At 62.3% G+C, this 19,684-nt stretch carries 18 protein-coding genes; 5 read left to right on the top strand and 13 right to left on the bottom strand.

Annotated elements, in window-relative coordinates; translation table 11 throughout:
• Positions 1-359: 359 nt before the first annotated feature.
• Entirely contained in the window at positions 360-977 is a 618-nt protein-coding gene (locus NKH16_RS33205; protein WP_352684674.1) for an MOSC domain-containing protein, read from the bottom strand.
• A gap of 881 nt (positions 978-1,858) precedes the next feature.
• The gene (locus NKH16_RS33200; protein ID WP_352684679.1) at positions 1,859-2,104 is read right to left on the bottom strand and encodes a hypothetical protein; all 246 of its coding nucleotides are present in this window, start codon (positions 2,102-2,104) and stop codon (positions 1,859-1,861) included.
• A gap of 368 nt (positions 2,105-2,472) precedes the next feature.
• Between NKH16_RS33200 and NKH16_RS33195 the strand changes: the two genes are divergently transcribed.
• Positions 2,473-3,039, top strand: coding sequence for a methyltransferase family protein (locus NKH16_RS33195; protein ID WP_352684680.1), 567 nt, complete (start codon positions 2,473-2,475; stop codon positions 3,037-3,039).
• Between the two features lie 59 nt (positions 3,040-3,098).
• Here the strand turns inward: NKH16_RS33195 and NKH16_RS33190 are convergent, their stop codons facing one another.
• The 3 genes from NKH16_RS33190 to ettA all read right to left on the bottom strand — a co-directional run bounded on the left by NKH16_RS33190 (position 3,099) and on the right by ettA (position 6,816).
• Positions 3,099-4,220: a beta-ketoacyl-ACP synthase III gene (locus NKH16_RS33190; protein ID WP_352747554.1), complete on the bottom strand. Its 1,122-nt coding sequence runs from the start codon at positions 4,218-4,220 to the stop codon at positions 3,099-3,101.
• Positions 4,221-4,350: 130 nt separating this feature from the next.
• Positions 4,351-5,121 carry a trans-aconitate 2-methyltransferase gene (gene tam, locus NKH16_RS33185; RefSeq protein ID WP_352453384.1) on the bottom strand — a complete coding sequence of 257 codons (771 nt, stop codon included), beginning with the start codon at positions 5,119-5,121 and terminating at the stop codon, positions 4,351-4,353.
• Positions 5,122-5,166: 45 nt separating this feature from the next.
• Positions 5,167-6,816, bottom strand: a complete 1,650-nt coding sequence (gene ettA, locus NKH16_RS33180) for an energy-dependent translational throttle protein EttA (RefSeq protein WP_352903689.1) — start codon at positions 6,814-6,816, stop codon at positions 5,167-5,169.
• Positions 6,817-7,160: 344 nt separating this feature from the next.
• On the opposite strand from ettA, the gene NKH16_RS33175 reads away from it, so the two are divergent.
• The gene (locus tag NKH16_RS33175; RefSeq protein ID WP_352747548.1) at positions 7,161-8,456 is read left to right on the top strand and encodes a GGDEF domain-containing protein; all 1,296 of its coding nucleotides are present in this window, start codon (positions 7,161-7,163) and stop codon (positions 8,454-8,456) included.
• 98 nt (positions 8,457-8,554) lie between these two features.
• Here the strand turns inward: NKH16_RS33175 and NKH16_RS33170 are convergent, their stop codons facing one another.
• The 4 genes from NKH16_RS33170 to NKH16_RS33155 form a co-directional block, all read right to left on the bottom strand.
• The gene (locus NKH16_RS33170) at positions 8,555-9,097 is read right to left on the bottom strand and encodes a hypothetical protein (protein ID WP_352903687.1); all 543 of its coding nucleotides are present in this window, start codon (positions 9,095-9,097) and stop codon (positions 8,555-8,557) included.
• A gap of 73 nt (positions 9,098-9,170) precedes the next feature.
• Positions 9,171-10,184, bottom strand: coding sequence for a ribonuclease T2 family protein (locus tag NKH16_RS33165; protein ID WP_352903685.1), 1,014 nt, complete (start codon positions 10,182-10,184; stop codon positions 9,171-9,173).
• A gap of 120 nt (positions 10,185-10,304) precedes the next feature.
• Positions 10,305-10,754, bottom strand: coding sequence for a MarR family winged helix-turn-helix transcriptional regulator (locus tag NKH16_RS33160; protein ID WP_023675882.1), 450 nt, complete (start codon positions 10,752-10,754; stop codon positions 10,305-10,307).
• Entirely contained in the window at positions 10,751-11,536 is a 786-nt protein-coding gene (locus tag NKH16_RS33155; RefSeq protein ID WP_352903683.1) for an alpha/beta fold hydrolase, read from the bottom strand. The genes NKH16_RS33160 and NKH16_RS33155 overlap by 4 nt, the downstream gene beginning before the upstream one ends.
• 265 nt (positions 11,537-11,801) lie before the next feature.
• Here NKH16_RS33155 and NKH16_RS33150 point away from each other — a divergent pair, with 265 nt between their 5' ends.
• From NKH16_RS33150 to NKH16_RS33140, 3 genes are all read left to right on the top strand, one after another.
• Positions 11,802-12,737, top strand: coding sequence for an alpha/beta fold hydrolase (locus NKH16_RS33150; protein ID WP_352501088.1), 936 nt, complete (start codon positions 11,802-11,804; stop codon positions 12,735-12,737).
• Between the two features lie 78 nt (positions 12,738-12,815).
• A complete protein-coding gene (locus NKH16_RS33145; protein ID WP_352903681.1) occupies positions 12,816-13,991 on the top strand; it encodes a CaiB/BaiF CoA transferase family protein in 1,176 nt (391 codons plus the stop codon).
• Positions 13,988-15,637: a thiamine pyrophosphate-binding protein gene (locus NKH16_RS33140; protein ID WP_352903679.1), complete on the top strand. Its 1,650-nt coding sequence runs from the start codon at positions 13,988-13,990 to the stop codon at positions 15,635-15,637. Before NKH16_RS33145 ends, NKH16_RS33140 begins: the two co-directional genes overlap by 4 nt.
• Positions 15,638-15,677: 40 nt before the next feature.
• Here NKH16_RS33140 and NKH16_RS33135 read toward each other — a convergent pair whose 3' ends face one another.
• The 4 genes from NKH16_RS33135 to NKH16_RS33120 all read right to left on the bottom strand — a co-directional run bounded on the left by NKH16_RS33135 (position 15,678) and on the right by NKH16_RS33120 (position 19,292).
• Positions 15,678-16,121 carry a CHRD domain-containing protein gene (locus tag NKH16_RS33135; protein ID WP_352453392.1) on the bottom strand — a complete coding sequence of 148 codons (444 nt, stop codon included), beginning with the start codon at positions 16,119-16,121 and terminating at the stop codon, positions 15,678-15,680.
• 147 nt (positions 16,122-16,268) lie between these two features.
• Positions 16,269-17,240: an ABC transporter substrate-binding protein gene (locus NKH16_RS33130; protein ID WP_352453393.1), complete on the bottom strand. Its 972-nt coding sequence runs from the start codon at positions 17,238-17,240 to the stop codon at positions 16,269-16,271.
• A 40-nt stretch (positions 17,241-17,280) separates the two neighbouring features.
• Positions 17,281-18,417 (bottom strand): ABC transporter permease, encoded by a 1,137-nt coding sequence (locus tag NKH16_RS33125; protein WP_352903677.1) that lies wholly within the window; start codon positions 18,415-18,417, stop codon positions 17,281-17,283.
• Positions 18,414-19,292 carry an ABC transporter permease gene (locus tag NKH16_RS33120; protein WP_352747536.1) on the bottom strand — a complete coding sequence of 293 codons (879 nt, stop codon included), beginning with the start codon at positions 19,290-19,292 and terminating at the stop codon, positions 18,414-18,416. The genes NKH16_RS33125 and NKH16_RS33120 overlap by 4 nt, the downstream gene beginning before the upstream one ends.
• Positions 19,293-19,684 lie beyond the last annotated feature (392 nt).

The following is a 19,684-nucleotide window of genomic DNA, read 5'->3' as shown; positions in this document are numbered from 1 at the left end:
TCGCGATGTCCTCGCACACCTGTTCGCGATGTCTCCGGTCCAAACACCCCCTTGAGGGGGAGATGGCCGGCAGGCCAGAGGGGGGTGCTGTCCAGGGCGCTATCCCGCCGACCTCAGGTCGGCAACATCGGAACTTTCAAAGCTTGAAAATAAAAAACCCGCCTCGCGGGCGGGTCGTTGGAGCCAATTGGCACCACACCCAAATTAGTAGCATAGCTGCCGGCACAAAGCAAGAACAAACTTGCCGTGTTTTAGGGAAATCGCTTCAGGTTGGCATCGCGGCTTCATTCCAGCTTGGGTTCCTCGCCCCACGAAAGTGGGGGCGAGGAACCCAAGTCTACGCCTTGCCTGGAAAGCAACTAGACCCGGTAAATCCACTGTTCCGGCACGCGCACCGAAATCTCCTCGCCGGCCGTGATCGCGCCGGGCTTCTCGACCCAGGCGACGAGCCCACGCAAGCGCTTCGCCGCTTTCGGGAACAGCAGCGCGCCGGCCTCATGATCGGCCATCCCGGCATTCTCGGCGACCGACCTGCCCGCGATGCGGCAAGGCCCGTTCTGCGCGTCGATCTTGACGGTCGCGCCGCCTTTGAAGAACAGCTGCGTGCCGGACGGCAGCATCGAGAGGTGCGGCAGGCCTTCGATCAGGAGATTGGCGCCGATCCATTCCGGCTTGATCTCGGCGATGCCCATCCGTTCGGCGACGATTGCCAGTTCGTCCGCTGCCACGATCGACAATTGCCGCTCGTTGCGCATCTCGGTGCCGCGCGGATACCAGGGTTCCCGCCCGCCGGAGCGCCGCGTTGTGCCGGCGTGGAAATCGCCGTCGATGCCGTCGAAGCCGAGTTGCAACTTATCCACTGCCCGTGTCTCGAAATGATCGAACGGTGCGAGGTAAAGCGCGGCCACCATGGCGGCGAGTTTTCGCGCCGGCACGATCTCGACCGGAGTTTCGGTTGCGGGAAACATATCCAGCATTGGTTTCATTCCTTGCGACGGGGCGCAGTTAGCCGAAGTCGATTTACAGCGTCCAGTCGAAGTGAAGCTCAGTCGTCATACATGCCCTGAAGCGCGAAAAACCCGCGTCCGATTCGGCAGCGGGGTTTTCGAACTTATTGTCCGTGACGGAACTTCCACCGACCATTGTCTGCGTCAACCAGGTGAATCGTTTGTTTCCACCCAATTACCCAAGCCATCATTCCACTTTAAACGAATAAACCGTGAATACCGGATCCGCGCTGTTGAGGTTTACAAACTTGATGTGGTCATTCAGATTTTTATCCACTATCGGAAAAATTTCCTGATCACCGTTCGCCATTTTACATTCAAATCGAGCGCTAGCGGAAGTTTTTAATACCCTCACAGCAAATCTAGATCCTGTATATAAGGTGAGCGGCTTTTGCTCCTTATCCTCGTAAGTCTTTGAAATATTTAGTTGAGGGACAGACGCGATGACGAGCACTCTGTCTGAATTGGTCTGGAAAATACGACTGGCGTGGCTCTCCTGAAGCCTCATAGGAGCAGCTCTCACAAAGGCACAAGGGTTGTCACCATCCAATTTTATACAGGTATAAGGTCCGTTTAGGTCAGCGTCTGTCTTTATAATATAGTTTTCTCTTTATGGTGATATTTCTGCAGTGCAATTCTTCTCCCCCCCGCCGCCAGTCTCGCATCCTCCCTGAGCCAATTCAGAAATCGGCTCTGCTGTTCTATTCTCAAAGGTAACAAAAAAGTCGCATTGCGCATATTTTCTGGAATCAAGAGCCTCATTAGCCAACGCGCTGGTGGCGAAGATTGTCGCAACGACCGTACACACTAGTGCTTTCATGATATCCCCCCAAAAGATAGTTATCAGAAAATCATAGTTTACTGATTTTGACAATGGACTTGTTTTTTGTGCAACCGCACGAGTAGTTTTCGACCCTGCCAGCCTCTACTGCCTGCTCTGCGAGACTCTGAACCATAGCTGGAAGCCGTGCCATGAGCAGTGCATCAGCCCTCTTCTGCTGCGCCTTCAGCAGGGCGGCATCGCCAATCAGATCGAGCAGCACGCGCTGCTGGAGCATCGCCAGCCATGGCGACAGTGCTTGGCAGCATTTCGACATCCTTCATCCGGCCCGCGACATACCATCGCCAGCGCCGATACAGATTTCACGCTCGGCGAGCGCGATAAAGGCATTGACCTGATTTGGATCGAGATAGGATTGGTGTGGCGCCCGGCAGCGCATCGCCCTTCTTGTTGATGCCAGTTACCTCGACCAGACGGGCCACCGTCTCATCCCGGCGATCGACAATGCGGCCGGTGAGTTGGTGCTGCGTCCAGCGTTGATGCTCGAATCAAGGCGGCTGATACGATTCGGCGCCGACAACCCCCTTCCAGGCTGGACCAGCTCCATTCCGCGCCCGTGCCGCATTGCTGTCGCGCTGCATCGGCTGATAATATCCGATCAGGTCAAGCCCGCGGAGGTTCATCATGCATCCCGCATCGGCAATCGCGCTGCTGTGGCTGCTCTGGGTGGTTTCATGGGCCGCGGCCGCCTTCTGGGCCGACCGGGCCGAAAAACGCGCCGGCTTCGGGGTGGAGCTTCCATCCCGCGCCGTCATGGTGCTCGGCACGATCCTTCTCTTCATCCCGGCGCACGGTTATGCCGGCCGGCTGAGGCTTTGGACGCCGAACCTTGCCGAAGCGTGGATCTGCGTCGCGCTGATTGCCGCCGGCCTGGCATTCGCCTGGTGGGCGCGGCTGCATCTTGGCCGCCTGTGGTCGGCCACGGTCACCGCCAAGGCCGCGCATCGCGTCGTCGACACCGGCCCTTACCGGCTGGTCCGCCACCCGATCTATACCGGGCTGCTTCTGGCGATCCTCGCCACCATGGCGGCGAAAGGCACGGTCTGGGGCGTTGCTGGCGCCATCCTCATCACCGTCGGCATCGTCATGAAGGCAAGGCTGGAGGAGCATTTTCTGCGCGGCGAACTGGGTCGCGCTTACGACGACTATGCCAGGCGCGTTCCGATGCTGGTGCCGTTCGCGCCGAGCTAATGCATGACGCCCAAAAGTGTGCAGCGGTTTTGGGACAACGACATGCGTAAAACAAAAATCTAAAGCATGCGCAACAGCGCGCCGCCGATCGAGTAGCCGGCGCCGAAGGCGCAGAGCAGGCCGTAGTCGCCGGCCTTCATGTCGGCATGGTTCTCCGACAGGGCGATGATGGCACCGGCGGCGGCGGTGTTGCCGAGGCGCTCCAGCACCATCGGCGCGCGGTCATGGTCGACGTCATGGCCGAACGACAGTTTCAGGATCATGGCGTTCATCCGTGCATTGGCCTGATGCAGCCAGAAGCGCCGGATCGCTTGCGGCGTCAGCCCGTGTTCGGCCAGGAATTCGACGATGAACTTGTGGCCGGCGACGGTGACTTCCTTGAACACCTTGTTGCCGATCTGCTTGATCAGATTGCCTTCCAGATCGATCATGTACGGATCGTCCTGGGCAGCGCGGGTATAATAACCGAGATTGGTGCGGATGCTGTTCGACATCTGCGTCCAGGCGCGCGTGTCGAGCACCTCGAAGCGCCCCGGCCGCTTCTCGCCTTGGGCAAGCCCTTCGACGATCATCGACACGGAAGCGTCGCCGAAGATGAAATGCGTCTGCCGGTCGCGAAAATTAAGATGCCCGGTGATGATCTCCGGCGTCGTCACCAGCACGCGCTTGTGCGCCCCTGCCCGCACCAGATTGACGGCGATGTGCAACGCCGCCGCTGCCGAAGAGCAGCCAAGCCCCATATCGAAGCCGGCGCCTTTCGTCCCCAGCGCCTGCTGCATTTCGATGGCGATCGCCGGATAGGGCCGCTGATGGTGCGAGGCCGAGCAGATCACCAGGTCGATATCCCCCGGCTTCAGCCCGGCATGATCGAGCGCCTTGCCGGCCGAAGCGATGCCGAACTCGGCCTCCAGCGACAGCGCATCGTCGGGCCGCGCCGGGAAGCGCGGCGCCATGCGGGTCGGGTCGAGGATGCCTTCCCGTTCGATGACATGGCGGGTCTGGACGCCCGAGGCATGGACGATGAAGGCACTGTCCGATTTCTGTAGCAGCGGCTCGCCCGACACCTCGCGCCGGATGTTCTCCATGTCCACCCAGCTGTTGAAGCTGGCGACGAGTTCCTCATTGGTGATCGAGGCTTCGGGGATTTCAACGCCGATGCCGCTGATGATGACGCGATGCATTTTCCAGTTCGTCCCGTGCGCAGGCGTTGCGGCTTCATGTCGACGCCGCAAAAAGCTCGGCGCAACCTCTTTTGCACCTAGCCAGTTTATGCCGGCTTAAATCAAGTCCCTGGGACGGGTCTAAAAGTTTCTAAGCGGAACGCCGCGCCACGATGAAGAGACGGGGAAAGCGCAGCAACACCTTGCCGCTTGCCGTTTTCGGATAGGCTTCGCTGATCCCGGCCGTGTAGCGCTTCAGGAAAAGCTGCCGCTCGTTCTCGTCGAGCGGATCGAGGAACGGCTTCAGCCCCGTCGACTTCACCCATTCGACGATCGCCTCGGCATCGGCCAGCGGATGGTTGTAGATCGTGTGCCAGATATCGAGCCGATCCGAGAATGGCGACAAAAGGTCGTAATAGAACGCGACCGGCGGCAGCGGCGCGCGGGCCGCGCGCTCGAGCTTTTCGGCGAACGGCATCTCGGCCGCGGTCTCCCGCATCAGCCGGTGCGAAGGCTCGGCCATATTGTCCGGCATCTGCACGGCAAGCGCGCCGCCGGGCGCCAAAAATCCCATCAGCCGCTGGAAGACTGCCGGGTGCTCCGGCAGCCACTGAAACACCGCATTGGCAAAGATCACGTCGACCGGTTCGTTCGGCTGCCACGCCGCCGCATCCGCCAGCGCAAGGGTGACGCCGGGCAGGCGCGCCTTCGCCTTCTCGATCATGTCGAGGGAGGTATCGAAGCCGCTGATCTGCGCCTGCGGCCAGCGCTCGACCAGCAATTCGGTCGAATTGCCCGGCCCGCAGCCAATGTCGACCACCCGGCGCGGTTCCGGCACCGGCACCTGCGCAACGAGATCGCGCGCCGGGCGGGTGCGCTCGTCCTCGAATTTCAGGTAGAGGGCGGCGGACCAGTCGGCCATCTTGGTTCCTCAGATCATTTCAGAATTCGCCGCCCTGTAAATGTCTTACCGCGTCAGCCGCTTATACGTCATCCTGTGCGGATTGACCGCCTCAGGCCCAAGCCGGCGGATCTTGTCCTGCTCGTAATCCTCGAAATTGCCTTCGAACCATTCGACGTGGCTATCGCCCTCGAAGGCGAGGATGTGCGTCGCCAGGCGATCGAGGAACATGCGATCGTGCGAGATGATGACGGCGCAGCCGGCGAAGCTCTCGAGCGCGTCTTCAAGTGCAGCCAGCGTTTCGGTATCGAGATCGTTGGTCGGTTCGTCGAGCAGCAGCACATTGCCGCCGGTCTTCAGCATCTTGGCCAGATGCACGCGGTTGCGCTGGCCGCCGGACAGGTTGCCGACCTTCTGCTGCTGGTCGCCGCCGCGGAAATTGAACGACGCGCAATAGGCGCGGGTGTTGGCTTCGAACTTGCCAAGCTTGACCACTTCGGCGCCGCCCGAGATCTCTTCCCAGACCGTCTTGGTCGGGTCGAGCGCGTCGCGGCTCTGGTCGACATAACCGAGCTTGACCGTCTCGCCGACGCGAATGGTGCCGGCGTCCGGCTTTTCCTGGCCGGTGATCATGCGGAACAGCGTCGTCTTGCCGGCGCCGTTCGGGCCGATGACGCCGACGATGCCGCCGGGCGGCAGCTTGAATTCGAGATCGTCGATCAAAAGCGTGTCGCCAAAGCCCCTCGACAAGCCCTCGACCTCGATCACCACATTGCCGAGCCGCTCGCCATGCGGAATGACGATCTGGGTGTCGCTCGGACGCCGCTTGTCGGCTGCATCCAGCAGATCCTGGAACGCCTGGATACGGGCTTTCGACTTGGTCTGCCGGGCTTTCGGGCTGGACTGGATCCACTCGCGCTCGCGGCCGATCGCCCGCTGGCGCGCATCGTCCTCGCGGCCTTCCTGCTTGAGCCGCTTGGCCTTGGCTTCGAGATATTTGGTGTAGTTGCCTTCGTAGGGGATACCGCGGCCGCGATCGAGCTCGAGGATCCAGCCGGTGACATTGTCGAGGAAGTAGCGATCGTGGGTGATGATCATCACCGCGCCCGGATACGCCCGCAGATGCTTTTCCAGCCACGCCGTCGTCTCGGCGTCGAGATGGTTGGTCGGCTCGTCGAGCAGCAGAAGGTCGGGCTGGCGCAGCAAGAGCTGGCAAAGCGCGACGCGACGGCGTTCGCCGCCCGACAGCTTGGTGACATCGGCCTCCTTGGGCGGGCAGCCGAGTGCCTCCATCGCCATCTCGACCTGCTGTTCGAGATCCCAGAGGTTGAGCCGGTCCATCTCGTCCTGCAGCTTGGCCGACTCGTCCGCCGTCTCGTCGGAATAGTTCATCATCAATTCGTTGTAGCGCTCGATGATGGCGGTCTTGGCGGCGGCGCCTTCCATGACGTTTTCGAACACGTTCTTGTTCGGATCGAGCGCCGGCTCCTGCGCCAGGTAACCGACGGTAGCACCCTCGGCCAGCCAGGCCTCGCCGCTCCACTCCTTGTCGATGCCGGCCATGATCTTGAGGATCGTCGACTTGCCGGCGCCGTTGGGGCCGAGGATGCCGATCTTGGCGTCCGGATAGAAGGACAGATGAATGTTCTCGAGCACCTTCTTGGTGCCGTAGGCCTTGTTGAGGCCGGCCATGTGATAGATGAACTGGCGTGCCACGCGCGCTTTCCCTGAAAAGTCGACTGATGTCGGATTGGATGGAAGTTGGGGGCTATGTAAGCGATGCGGCCGCGAACGGCAAACAGTTTTGGCCGTAAAGCAATTCCAGGAAAAGCGTGAAACGGTTTTCCGTCCGGAATTGCGTCAAAACAAAAAAGATCGAGCGGTTCAGCGGTTCCGTGAAACGATAACCCGCTCCAGGCGGATTTGGTCGCACCCGCAAACGCTTAGCCGCTTCATTTCGTGCCGGCGCCCAGGCGAAAGCTCCGGTTAACCATTCCGCGTCAAACAATGTTGGATGGGAAATCGCTGGCAGCCGCGATTTCGGGGAGAGAGATCGGGCCGTGTTGAACAGTTTCCTGCTTTTTGCCGAAGCGGTTCTCTATTTCGGCATCATGGTCACGCTTTTCCGGTTCAGGGGCCGCATCGGCCTCGGCGTCTTTGTTTGCGCCCTTGGCGTCATGCATTTCCTGGAAACCTATCTCGCCAGCGTCTTCTACGTCGCGCTGCCGTTCGGCATGGTATCGCCGGGTTCGGCCGTGCTGTTTTCCGGCAAGCTGGTCATGCTGCTCCTGCTCTACATCAAGGAGGACGCGGCAACTGTCCGGCAGCCGATTTACGGCCTGCTGCTCGGCAATGCCCTGATGGTCGGGCTCGTGCTGATCCTGCGCCTGCACGACATCGCACCGCTGCCCGACGGCAAGCTTCCCGACATCGGCTTCATCGACGAGATGGGCTGGCTGATGGTGTGGGGCACGACGCTGCTGTTCGTCGACGCCATCCTGATCATTCTGCTCTATGAAAAGCTCGGCAAATATCTGCGCAAGGCGCTTTTCACCCGCATCCTGGTCTCCGTCGCCTGCGTGCTCACCTTCGACCAGGCAGGCTTTTTCACGGCGCTGCATTTCGTCACCGGTGCGCCGGTCGCGGTGTTCTTCGGCGGCTGGTTCGCCAAGATGGCAGCGGCCCTGGTCTACAGCACCATGCTGGTCGCCTATATCAGGTGGTTCGAGGCGCGGCAGGTGCCGGCGCCGCGCGGGCTTTCCGACATTTTCGACACGCTGACCTATCGCGAGCGCTATGAGGCGCTGGTCGAGCATGTCGGTCGCGACGGCCTCACCGGCCTCCTGCACAGGGGGCGCTTCGACAGCGATGGCGAGGCCGCCGTCGCCGCCAGCCTGCGGACCGCCAGGCCGCTCAGCCTGCTGATCATCGATGTCGACCACTTCAAATCGATCAACGACCGCTTCGGCCACGCCGAGGGAGACAAGGTGCTGAAAGCCCTGGCGATTTTGCTTGGCGAACTTGTCGGGACCGAAGATCAATTGTTCAGGATCGGCGGTGAGGAATTCGCCATCCTCGGCTGGCGTCCGCAGCCGCTCGCCAGGCTGCTGGGCGAAACCGTCAGGCAAGCGGTCAAGACGTCCGCGAGCACCAGCCGGTTCGACATTACCGTCAGCGCCGGCATCTCGACGGTCAGCGAGACGACCCGTTGCCTTGCCGATCTCTTTGCGCTGGCCGACCAGCGCCTCTACAAAGCCAAATCCACGGGACGCGATCGCGTTGTCGGCGAACCGGGCGGCAACGAAGCAGACGCCCGCAACACATGGACCAGGCCGGAGCGCAGCGCCGGCGCGTAACGCTGCCCAGGCCTGCGATTGGCTCAATCAGGATTGTTTGCGCCGCTGCCATCCGCCGATCGCAACCGAAACCGCCATCAGCGCGATCGCCAGCCATTTCAACGCGGTAATAATCGGGCCGGCTTCGACATCGTAGGCAATGAACAGAAGAATGCCCGGCACAGCAGGCCGCAGAGCACGAGCGTGATCCGGTTGATCTGCCATGACACTTTTGCCGCAAGCGCCTGGTCGCCGGGCACGGCGACAAGCGCGGCCCGCATTGCCTTCGGCGCCACCAGCGTGGTCGAAAGACGCAGCGAAATCGGCAGGCCGATGCCGATGATCAGGAAGGCGCATGCCGCCAGGAGCAGCGAAAACTTGAGCGCACTGGTTTCGGCCGGTACCGGGAACAGCAGCGCCGCCAGCGGCAGGAAGACACAGAACATCCCGAGCGCGGCAATGGCGATGAAGATCGCCGCGTTGACCAGCGTGAACAATTGGTAGGTGCCGCCGCCGACGGGTTTGGCGAGCGTGGTCATGCGCGCCCACTCCACTTCGGTGTAGGAAAAGCCCGGCCACTCCATATGGCCGTCGCGGATCGCCGTCATGCCCTTGGCCCAGAACGCCAGCCGCGCCAGCGCGCCGCCCGTCATGCCACTCATCGCCACCCCCTATGAATGGTGCCCCCGGGATCATACCATTCCCGGTGCAAAGCGACAGTCGCGTACGGCCTGTTTACTGGAACCCGACGGCATCGACCGCGCCCTTCGGGCAGCCAGCCTTGGCTGTCGGCGCCGAGGCAAGCAGCAGGGCACCGAGCGAAGCGTTCGAAGCGATCGGGCCGGTCAGGCCGAGCGTCAGTTCGCCGATCAGCCGCCTGCCGTTCGAAGGATCGACCACGCAGGACACGCGGACCCGGTCGCCCGCGCCTTTGCCGAAGGCACCGTCGAAGGTGCTGCGGATCTGATCGGATGTCAGTTGCTTGCCGATGTTCTTGATGAAGAGATCGCGCACCGGCGACGCATTCATCGCCCGCATCAGGTTCAAGGCGTCGGCGAAATACTCCTGCTGGCTCTTGCCGTAGCAGGTGCCGTGCTTGATCCATTCATGCCTTTCGAGGGCGGACGCGGTGCCCGGCATCACCTGGTCGAGTTCCGCTCGCGTTTTCGGGTCAAGGGTGACCGGCGGCAAGTCTCGCCAGTGCGCCGGATCGTCGTTCGCCTTGTCGCTTGCGGCGACCTGGCAATAGAAATTTCCGTTCGGCTGCGGCCACAACCCGTGCAAGGTGAAGTGGGTCGCCTCGAAACCGGCGGCGGTCTGCGCACGGCATTCGGCCTTGCTGGATTTGGTCTCACAAAAAGCCGGCTGCCAGCTCAGCGCGAAGACATATTCCGGCTTTCCGGACGCCGATGGCTTGTTCGGCTCGGCAGGCGCCGGTGCAGCCGGCATCGTCGACGCGCTGCCGCCCGAAACATGACCGCAGCTGATCTTGACCCAGCGGCGCTCCGGATCGGCGCCCGGCACGCGAATGAGATAGTGCGTGGGCGCGTCCTTGTTGCCGGCCAGCAGATCATAATTCTGACCAGCCGCGGTCGAGACATTGCCGGGATTCTTGCCGCTCTTGATCGCCTGCGTTGCCGGACAGGCGGCATCGGCGACGAAAGAACCGGTCATCTTCACATCGGCCCGCGCCGCGCTTGCGCCAGCAAACGCAAGAAACACCGCCCGCCATATCGCCCAAATCCGCATTCCGGCACTCCTCGTGATTCACGCCGCAAGCTAGAAACTTGCGACATGTCAGAATTACGATTTCTTTCGCCGGCCGTAAAAACAATCGCCAGCGCATTGAGACGGCTCCCGCGTGGTCGATCAGGATCCGCCCGCCTCCACCCGTTCCGTCAGGGTGCGCAGCAGATCAAGCGAGGCTTTCAGCGCGTCGGCGTCCATACCCTCCGAAACGCGGTTCGCCCAAACATGCTGGCGTGTGCCGATATTCTTGACCGCTGCCCGGCCGGCATCGGTTATCGACAACAGCTTGGCGCGGCGATGCGCCGGGTTGTCGGCGTAGGCGGCAAGCCCCTCCGCAGCCAGTATGTCGGCCAGCCGCTGTACACTCTGACGGGCGAGACCCATGTCGCGGGCGATGTCGGCCACAGATTTCGGCTCCTTCAAAACTGCACCCAAAACCTGCCAGCGCGCTGCCGTCAGCCCGGTTGGAGCGGCCAGCCGGTCGGCCGCATCCAGAAAACTGCCGTTCATCCTGAACACGGCAAGCACCAGTTCGGTGAGCACATTTGCCGCTTCGGTCCTGGTCGTCATTTCTGGCCGGCCTCGATGGTCGCGACGAAATTATTAACGGCTTCGGCTACGACCTCGGGCTTGTCAAGCATCACCCAATGGCCGCTGCCCGCCACGATCTGGCGCGGAATGTCCGTGCGCAGCCGGTAGAGCGCGGCTGGAGTGTCACTGGCCTCGGTAGCCAATACGAACATTGGCCCGCGATACGCATCGAGTGCCGGCTCCGGGTTCCATTCGGCCAGTGCCTTGCCGACACCTGCCCTCGCCGCCGGATCGACCACTGCCGCATCGGCCAGAACACGCTGGCGAACAGCCGCGTTAGGGCCGGCAATCGACGTGTAATAGGCGTTCAGGACATCACGGCCTTGCGGACCGGCCAGATCGCGGACAAAGCCGTCACGAATCGCCTGCGGCAGCGCACGAGGATCGGTCGCCGGGTCGACGAGCAAGACACCGGCGACCCGGTCGGCATGGCTGGCGGCATAAGCGAGCGCCACGCCACCGCCGCCGCTGTGCGCGACAATGAGAAACCGCTTCATGCCAAACGCGTCGGCCACGGCACCGACATCTATTGCACGACCGTCATAACCATAGTCACCGTCCTGCGCCGGCGCGGAGGCACCATGACCGCGAAAATCGAAGGCTACCGCCTCGCGGCCTTCGACGGAGAGCTGCATCACCCGGTCCCAGTGGGAAGCGCGGCTGCAATCCCCATGCAGGAACATGATCGGCAGGCCATTGCCGGCGTTGATCCTATAAGTGGCAAGCTGGCCTTGCGGGCCTGGAACAGTGGACGTCATCATGGTCATCTCCCTGGTTTCCTGACTGAACGCAGCAATCCCTGACAACAGGGTGGCCGTCGTGAAGGCGAAGCCCGCCAGCAAGATTGCATGCCGCGAAATGGCCCGGTGGTTTTCATAGTCATACCCCCAATCTGCCGCTGACCATTTGACAGTATGCTGTCATGTAATCACATTGACAGCATGCTGTCAACGCCGTCGAGTGGGTACCCTGCGTCCCTTGACGTCGATCGCTGCGTCGCCCAACAGTCGCCGACGGGAGCGAGACATGCCATTTGACAAGCAGAGGATGCTGGCATCGCCGACCGGCGCCGAGCTCAACCTTTATGTGAAACACGCCATCGGCCAACCGCGCGCTATTGTCCAGGTCAATCACGGGTTGGCCGAGCACGCGGCGCGCTATGCCCGTTTCGCCGATTTCCTTGGCGAGCGCGGCTACCAGGTCTACGCGCACGACCACCGTGGCCATGGCGCCACCAAGGCGCCCGACGCGCCACCTGGCAGGTTCGCCGATGCGGATGGCGGTGCCAAGGTCATCGCCGATGTCGCCGCCGTCCATGATCTCATCGCCAGGGAACAGCCGGGTCTGCCGATCATCGTCTTCGGCCACTCCTTGGGCGCGTCGGTCGCGCTGAATTTTGTCCTCCGCCACTCGGCGCGCATCCATGCCGCCGCGATCTGGAACGGCAATTTCTCGGCCGGACTGCTCGGCCAAATCGCGCTGGCCATGCTTGGTTGGGAAAAGTTCCGGCTTGGCTCAGACGTGCCGTCGCGCCTGCTGCCCCGGCTGACGTTCCGGGCCTGGGGCAAGGCGGTGCCCAATCACCGGACGCCGTTCGACTGGCTGTCGCGCGATGCCGCTGAAGTCGAGAAATACATCGCCGACCCGCTTTGCGGCTGGGACGCATCGGTGTCGATGTGGCAGGACATCGTCATGATGACGCTGCATTGCGGCAGCGACCGCAATTTTTCCGGCGTGCGGCGCGACCTGTTCGTCAATCTGGTCGGAGGCGAGCAAGATCCGGCCTCGGACGGCGGCAAGGCGGTCAGCCATCTTGCCGGCCGGATGCACATGATGGGCTTTTCGAATCTCGTTTCAAAGGTTTACGCCAAAACCCGCCACGAAAGCCTGAACGAGATCAACCGAGACGTCATCATGGAGGATTTTGCCGCCTGGGCCGACCGCGTGCTGAGGGCACAGTGATACTGGCCCATTGCAAGGGCCGTGACAGCGGCGCGCGGGATTGATAGAGGCTGCGCTTTCGATCAACCACGGTGATCCATGACTGAGCCTCCGCTCAAAGGCATCCGCGTCATCGAACTCGCACGCATCCTCGCCGGGCCATGGGCCGGACAGCTGCTTGCCGACCTCGGCGCCGACGTGATCAAGGTCGAGAGCCCGGACGGCGGCGACGACACCCGCAAATGGGGACCGCCCTTCGTCATCGGCCATGACGGCGAGAACCTTTCGGCCGCTTATTACCATTCCTGCAACCGCGGCAAGCGCTCCATTGCCATCGACTTCTCGACGCCCGAGGGTGCCGAGACGGTGCGCCGGCTGGTCGCGACATCGGATGTGCTGATCGAAAACTTCAAAGTCGGCGGACTGAAGAAATACGGCCTCGACTATGACAGCCTGAGGAAAATCAACTCGCGGCTGATCTATTGCTCGATCACCGGTTTTGGCCAGTCGGGACCGTATGCGCCGCGTGCCGGCTATGATTTCATTATCCAGGGCATGGCCGGCATGATGTCGATCACCGGCGAAGCCGGCCGCGAACCGCAAAAGGCGGGCGTCGCCATTTCAGATGTTTTCACCGGGCTTTATTCGGTCATCGCCATTCAGGCGGCGCTTCGCCATGCCGAGAAGACCGGCGAAGGCCAGCATATCGACATGGCGCTTTACGATACCCAGATCTCGACGCTCGGCAACCAGAACCTCAACTATCTCGTCTCCGGACAGTCGCCGGTGCAGATGGGCAATGCGCATATGAACATCGCGCCCTACGAAGTGGTGCCGGTGAAAAATGGCCACATCATCCTGGCGGTCGGCAATGACGGCCAGTTCGCAAAGTTCTGCGCTGCCGTCGGCCTCGACGAGCTGGCGTCGAACCCTGACTTCGCCACCAATCCCGCCCGCGTCGCCAACCGGGCGAAGCTGCGCGAGCATATGATCGAGGCGCTGAAAGTCTTCGATCGCGACCCGTTGCTGGCCAGACTTGAGACTGCCGGAGTGCCGGCCAGCCCGATCAACAACATCGGCCAGATGTTTGCCGACCCGCAGACCATCGCGCGCGGCATGCGGCTCGACCTCGATGACGGCCATGGCAATCTCTTGCCCTCGGTGCGGGCGCCGATGGTCATGTCCGGCACGCCGCTGGTCTATGAACGTCCGTCGCCGCGTCTCGGCGAACACACCGAAGAAATCCTTGCCGAACTGGAGAGGTCAGGAAAATGAGGACCGGCGGACAACTCATCGTCGATGCGCTCGAAGCCAACGGAACGGACCGTATCTATTGCGTACCTGGCGAATCCTATCTGGCGGTGCTCGACGCGCTGCATGATTCACCGATCCGCACAATCGTCTGCCGCCAGGAGGGCGGTGCCGCAATGATGGCCGACTGCCACGGCCGCCTGACCGGCAGGCCCGGCATCTGCTTTGTCACCCGCGGCCCAGGCGCCACCAATGCCTCTGCCGGCATCCACATCGCGATGCAGGATTCAATCCCTCTCATCCTGTTCATCGGCCAGGTCGCCAGCCACGCCAAAGGGCGCGAGGCCTTCCAGGAGGTCGACTACGTCAGGTTCTTCGGCGATATTGCCAAATGGGTGGTCGAGATCGACGACGCCGCACGCATACCCGAATTCGTCACACGCGCCTTTGCGGTGGCGACGTCCGGTCGCCCGGGCCCGGTCGTCATCTCGCTGCCCGAGGACATGCTGACCAGCCTCGCCGAGGCACCGGACGCCCGGCATTATACCCCTGTCGAGACGCGGCCTGGCGAAGTCGAGCTCGACGCACTGGAAGTGTTGCTCAACAAGGCAAAGCGGCCCTTCGTCATCCTCGGCGGTACGCGCTGGGACGCGCAGGCCGTTGCACGGATGCGGACGATAGCCGAAGCCTGGTCATTGCCGGTCGGCTGCTCCTTCCGCCGCCAGATGCTGTTCGACCATCTCCACCCGAACTATGCCGGCGATGTCGGCATCGGCATCAATCTCAAGGTAGCAACCGCCATCAAGCAGGCCGACCTTGTGCTGCTGATCGGCGGCCGCATGGGCGAGATGCCGTCATCCGACTACACGCTGCTGAAGAGCCCCTATCCCGACCAGACGCTGGTCCATATCCATGCCGACGCCGGCGAACTCGGCCGCGTCTACCGGCCGGCGCTGGCGATCAATGCCTCGCCTGCCGCTTTCGTCGAAGCCTTTGCCAGACGCAAGCCGGCCGCAACGCCGGTGTGGGCGGCTGAGGCAGCGAAGCTGCACGCCGCCTATCTTGACTGGTCGACGCCTCCGGAGAGCGGCCCCGGCGCCGTCCAGATGGGGCCGATCATGAATTATCTCGAAACGATGCTGCCGGACGACGCCATCCTCACCAACGGCGCCGGCAACTACGCCACCTGGGTGCATCGCTACCATCGCTTCCGGCGTTTCGGCACGCAGGCAGCACCCACATCCGGCTCGATGGGCTACGGCACGCCGGCGGCGGTCGCCGCCAAGCAGCTTTTCCCCGACCGCGACGTGATCGCCTTCGCCGGCGACGGCTGTTTCCTGATGAACGGCCAGGAATTCGCCACCGCCGTGCAATACGGGCTGCCGATCATCGTCATCGTCGTCAACAATGGCATCTACGGCACTATCCGCATGCATCAGGAGCGCGAATATCCCGGCCGTGTCGTCGCCACGGACTTGAAGAATCCCGACTTTGCTGCTTTGGCCCGTGCCTATGGCGGCCATGGCGAGACGGTGGAAAAGACCGCCGACTTCGCCGCGGCCTTCGAGCGAGCGCGGGCCAGCGGCAAGCCGTCGATCGTAGAGATCAGGCTCGACCCTGAAGCCATCACGCCGACCCGCACGATGACCCAGATTCGCGACAAGGCCTGACAAAACAGGATGATTGCCCTGTTTTGTCGTCGTGATCTGCCTATTTGGCCTTCTCGATCTGGCCGCGGATCTCGCCATCCGCGTGGGCCGCGGTGTGGATGTTGACGTAATATTTGCCTGCCTCGAGATCGGTGGCCTGGGCATCAGTCAATGTCGCCGAACCCTTGATCGGGCTCTTCAGCTTGCCTTCGAACGGCACCACCGGATCGGCGTTTTGACCCTTTGCCGCCGGGCCGTGAATGTGTGCGGCCTTCGCCGGCCCGCTGAGGCCGGAATATCTCACGGTCCAGCCGAGTTTCTTGGTGGCGGTGTTGAACCTGAGCGTGGCGGTGCCCTTGCCCTTCGTGGTGACGGGCGGGTTCTGCTGAGCACCATCGAGCGTCGCCGTCATCTTTATGGTTTCGGCCAAGGCCGGTGAAGCAGAGAAGATGGCTGCAGAAATGGCCAGCGCCGAAAGCATCGGCGTGAAGGACTGGATGCGCATGGAAACCTCCGTTGTGACACCCTTGAGGCGGGTGCACCGGCACAACGATTTTGCGAGCGGATGTTTCCGCCGGTAACGTTCATTTTACCTCCCACTAAAAAGGGGCGGTCGCCCGCCCCTTTTCCGCTACAAGCCAGTTTGACAGCCCTATTTGATGGCCTTGTCGGTGATCGCCGTCGTGTAGGCGCCGGTAGGCTCCTTGCTGATGATCTTCTGGTCGAGCAGCGCCTTGGCGGTGCGCTCGTAGGTCGCCGGATCGAGCTTGCCATCGGCATTGTCGATCAGCTTGGCGACTTCGCCCATCATGCGCTTTTGGTGATTCTCGTCCTGGCCGCCATTGTCCATGACAATGCCGGCCGCTTCGTCGGAATTGTCGACGGCGTATTTCCAGCCCTTCATCGAAGCGCGTACGAACCGCACCATCTTGTCCTCGAAGGCCGGATCCTTGAGCTTGTCCTCCAGGGCATAGAGCCCGTCTTCGAGCAGATCATTGCCCATGGCGGAATAGTTGAAGACGGTCAGCTCTTCCGGCTTGTAGCCGGCGTCGATGAGCTGCCAGTACTCGTTATAGGTCATGACCGAAATGCAATCCGCCTGCTTCTGGATCAGCGGCTGCACGTCAAAGCTCTGCTTGAGCACGGTGACGCCGTCCGGCCCGCCATCGGTCTTGAGGCCAAGCTTGTTCATCCAGGCATAGAACGGATATTCATTGCCGAAGAACCAGACGCCGAGCGTATGGCCCTTGAAGTCGGCTTCCGTCTTGACCGGACCGTCCTTCGGGCAGACCAGCTCCATGCCGGCCTTCTTGAACGGCTGGGCGATGTTGACCAGCGGCACGCCCTTCTCGCGCGCAGCCAGCGCACCGCCCATCCAGTCGACGATGACGTCGGCGCCGCCGCCGGCAATAACCTGCTCCGGTGCAATGTCCGGTCCGCCGGGCTTGATGTCGACGTCGAGGCCCTCGGCGTCATAGAAGCCCTTGGCTTTGGCGACATAATAGCCGGCGAACTGTGCCTGGGTGACCCATTTCAGCTGCAGCGTCACCTTGTCCGCGGCCATCGCCTGGAACGCGGCAAGCGACATCGCGCCGGCCAGCATCGAAACAACAAGTCTTTTCATGTTTTTACCCTCTGAAGTTAGCGCCCTAAACCCACCGCCCCTATCCACCACGGACAGAGGGATGCCAAAACGTGACTGCTCTCTCGAAAAGAGCGACCACGCCATAAAAGACCGAACCCGCAAGTGCTGCAACTGCGATTTCCGCCCACACCATATCGATGTTCATCCGCCCGACTTCCGTCGAAATGCGGAAGCCCATGCCGACCACCGGCGTGCCGAAGAACTCGGCGACGATGGCGCCGATCAGCGCCAGCGTCGAATTGATCTTTAACGCATTGAAGATGAAGGGTGCCGCCGCCGGCAGCCGCAGCTTGAACAGCGTCTGCCAGTAGCTCGAGGCATAGGTGCGCATCAGGTCGCGCTCCATATGGCCGGAGGCGGCAAGCCCGGCGACGGTGTTCACCAGCATCGGGAAGAAGGTCATGATGATGACCACCGCTGCCTTCGAATGCCAGTCGAAGCCGAACCACATGACCATAATCGGCGCGACGCCGATGATCGGCAGCGCCGACACCATATTGCCGATCGGCAAAAGCCCGCGCCGCAGGAACGGCACGCGGTCGGCGGCGATGGCAACGAGGAAGCCGGCGCTGCTCCCCACCACATAGCCGAAGATAACCGCCTTGAAGATGGTCTGCCTGACATCGGCCCCCAGCACCGGCAGCGAGCCGACGATGCGTGCACCGATGGCGCTTGGCGGCGGCAACAGGATGAAGGGAATGCCGGCACCACGCGTCACCGCCTCCCAGATGATCAGGATCCAGGCGCCGAAGATGGCCGGAATGATCAGGCGCAGGGCGGTTGACGCCCAGCGCGATGTCGGGCGAAACGACGACAAGACCGTTACGCAGCGCCAGGCCAAAAACCACGCCGCGACGAGCAGCAGATAGAAGGATGCGCGAGCGCTGCCCTCATTGCCGGTTATGCCGGCGAGCAGCATCCACGCTGCGCCATGCGCGCCAAGGAACAGCAACACCACCCCGATCATCGGTGGAAAGTTGTCGGCCTCGATTGCCACGAGCAGCAAAATGAAAATCAAAACCGTAGTCGCCATGCCGTAACCGGGCGTAGCACTGACGAGCGGCCAAAGAAGCAGCGCGCCGGCAAGCAGGACAAGCGCGGCGTACCCCTGCCAGGATCGAGGCGTAATTGAGGAAAGGCTCAGGATGGAGCTCATGCCGGCCTCCCGCCCATGGCGCGGTCGACAAGGCGCCCGGCGATGCCGACGACCATCACCAGCAGCGCCGCGACCACCGACCCGGCGACCAGAGCCGACCAGATGTCGATGGTCTGGCTGTAGTAGGCGCCGGCGAGCAATTTGGCGCCGATGCCGGCGACGGCGCCGGTCGGCAACTCGCCGACGATGGCGCCGACCAGGCTGGCGGCCACCGCCACCTTCATCGAGGTGAACAGGAACGGCACCGAAGCCGGCACGCGCAATTTCCAGAAGGTCTGCGAGGCACTGGCATTATAGGTGTGCATCAGGTCGAGATGGGTAAGCTCGGGCGAGCGCAGTCCCTTCACCATGCCGACCGCCACCGGGAAGAACGACAGATAGGTCGAGATCAGCGCCTTCGGGATAAGCCCGGTGATGCCGATCGCCGCCAGCACGACGATGATCATCGGCGCCACCGCCAGGATCGGAATGGTCTGCGAGGCGATGATCCACGGCATCAGACTGCGGTCGAGCGTCGCCACATGCACGATGCCGACGGCGATGACGATGCCGAGCGCCGTGCCGAAAGCAAAGCCGAGCAGCGTCGACGACAGCGTCACCCACGCATTGTAGACAAGGCTGCGGTTCGAGGTGATGCTGCGCAGAAAGGTGTTTTCGAAGAAGTTCACCGCCACCTGATGCGGCGCCGGCAGCGTCGGCTTCGGCTGCGCCAGCGTCTTGCCGATGAATTCCACAACACCCGGCGTCTGATTGGCGCGGCGGTCGAGATCGCGCTGGAACGGCGTGTTGAGGATGACGGCCATGACGTACCAGACGACGACGACGCCCAGGAGGATCGAGGTCACCGGAACGATCTTGTCGCGAAACGAGTCCATCTAGCAGGCCTCGCCAGGTAAGCGCCCTCCTCTCCCCGACGGGGAGAGGAGGGCTGGAGCGAAGCGGAGGCCGGGGGAGGGTGACCGCGCTTTTGTCATCCTAGGGCGGAACCGCCGCGAAGCGGCGTGCGTATCGGGAGCGGCCAACCACGCCTTCGTCATCCTAGGGCGAAGCAAGGAGCGAAGCGACGCGGCGCAGACCCTAGGATCCATGCCGTAACCTCCCCGCTCCGCAACGGTGCTGAAAATGGCTCCCTCCACACCGCTCTGCCCGGCGAATATTCTGAACCGCTTGCGCCTTTCGGCCGACGTCACGGCATGATGGGGTGGACGGCGCCCGACGGCATCGGATGTGCCAGAATGAGTTCGTTGAGATCTCAAACAAGGGAGCC

Origin of the sequence: Mesorhizobium sp. M1307, from assembly GCF_040318155.1 — a bacterium.
In the GTDB taxonomy this organism is placed as follows: domain Bacteria; phylum Pseudomonadota; class Alphaproteobacteria; order Rhizobiales; family Rhizobiaceae; genus Mesorhizobium.
Note: the sequence above shows the minus strand (reverse complement) of the source record. Positions and strands in the feature narration are given on the sequence as shown.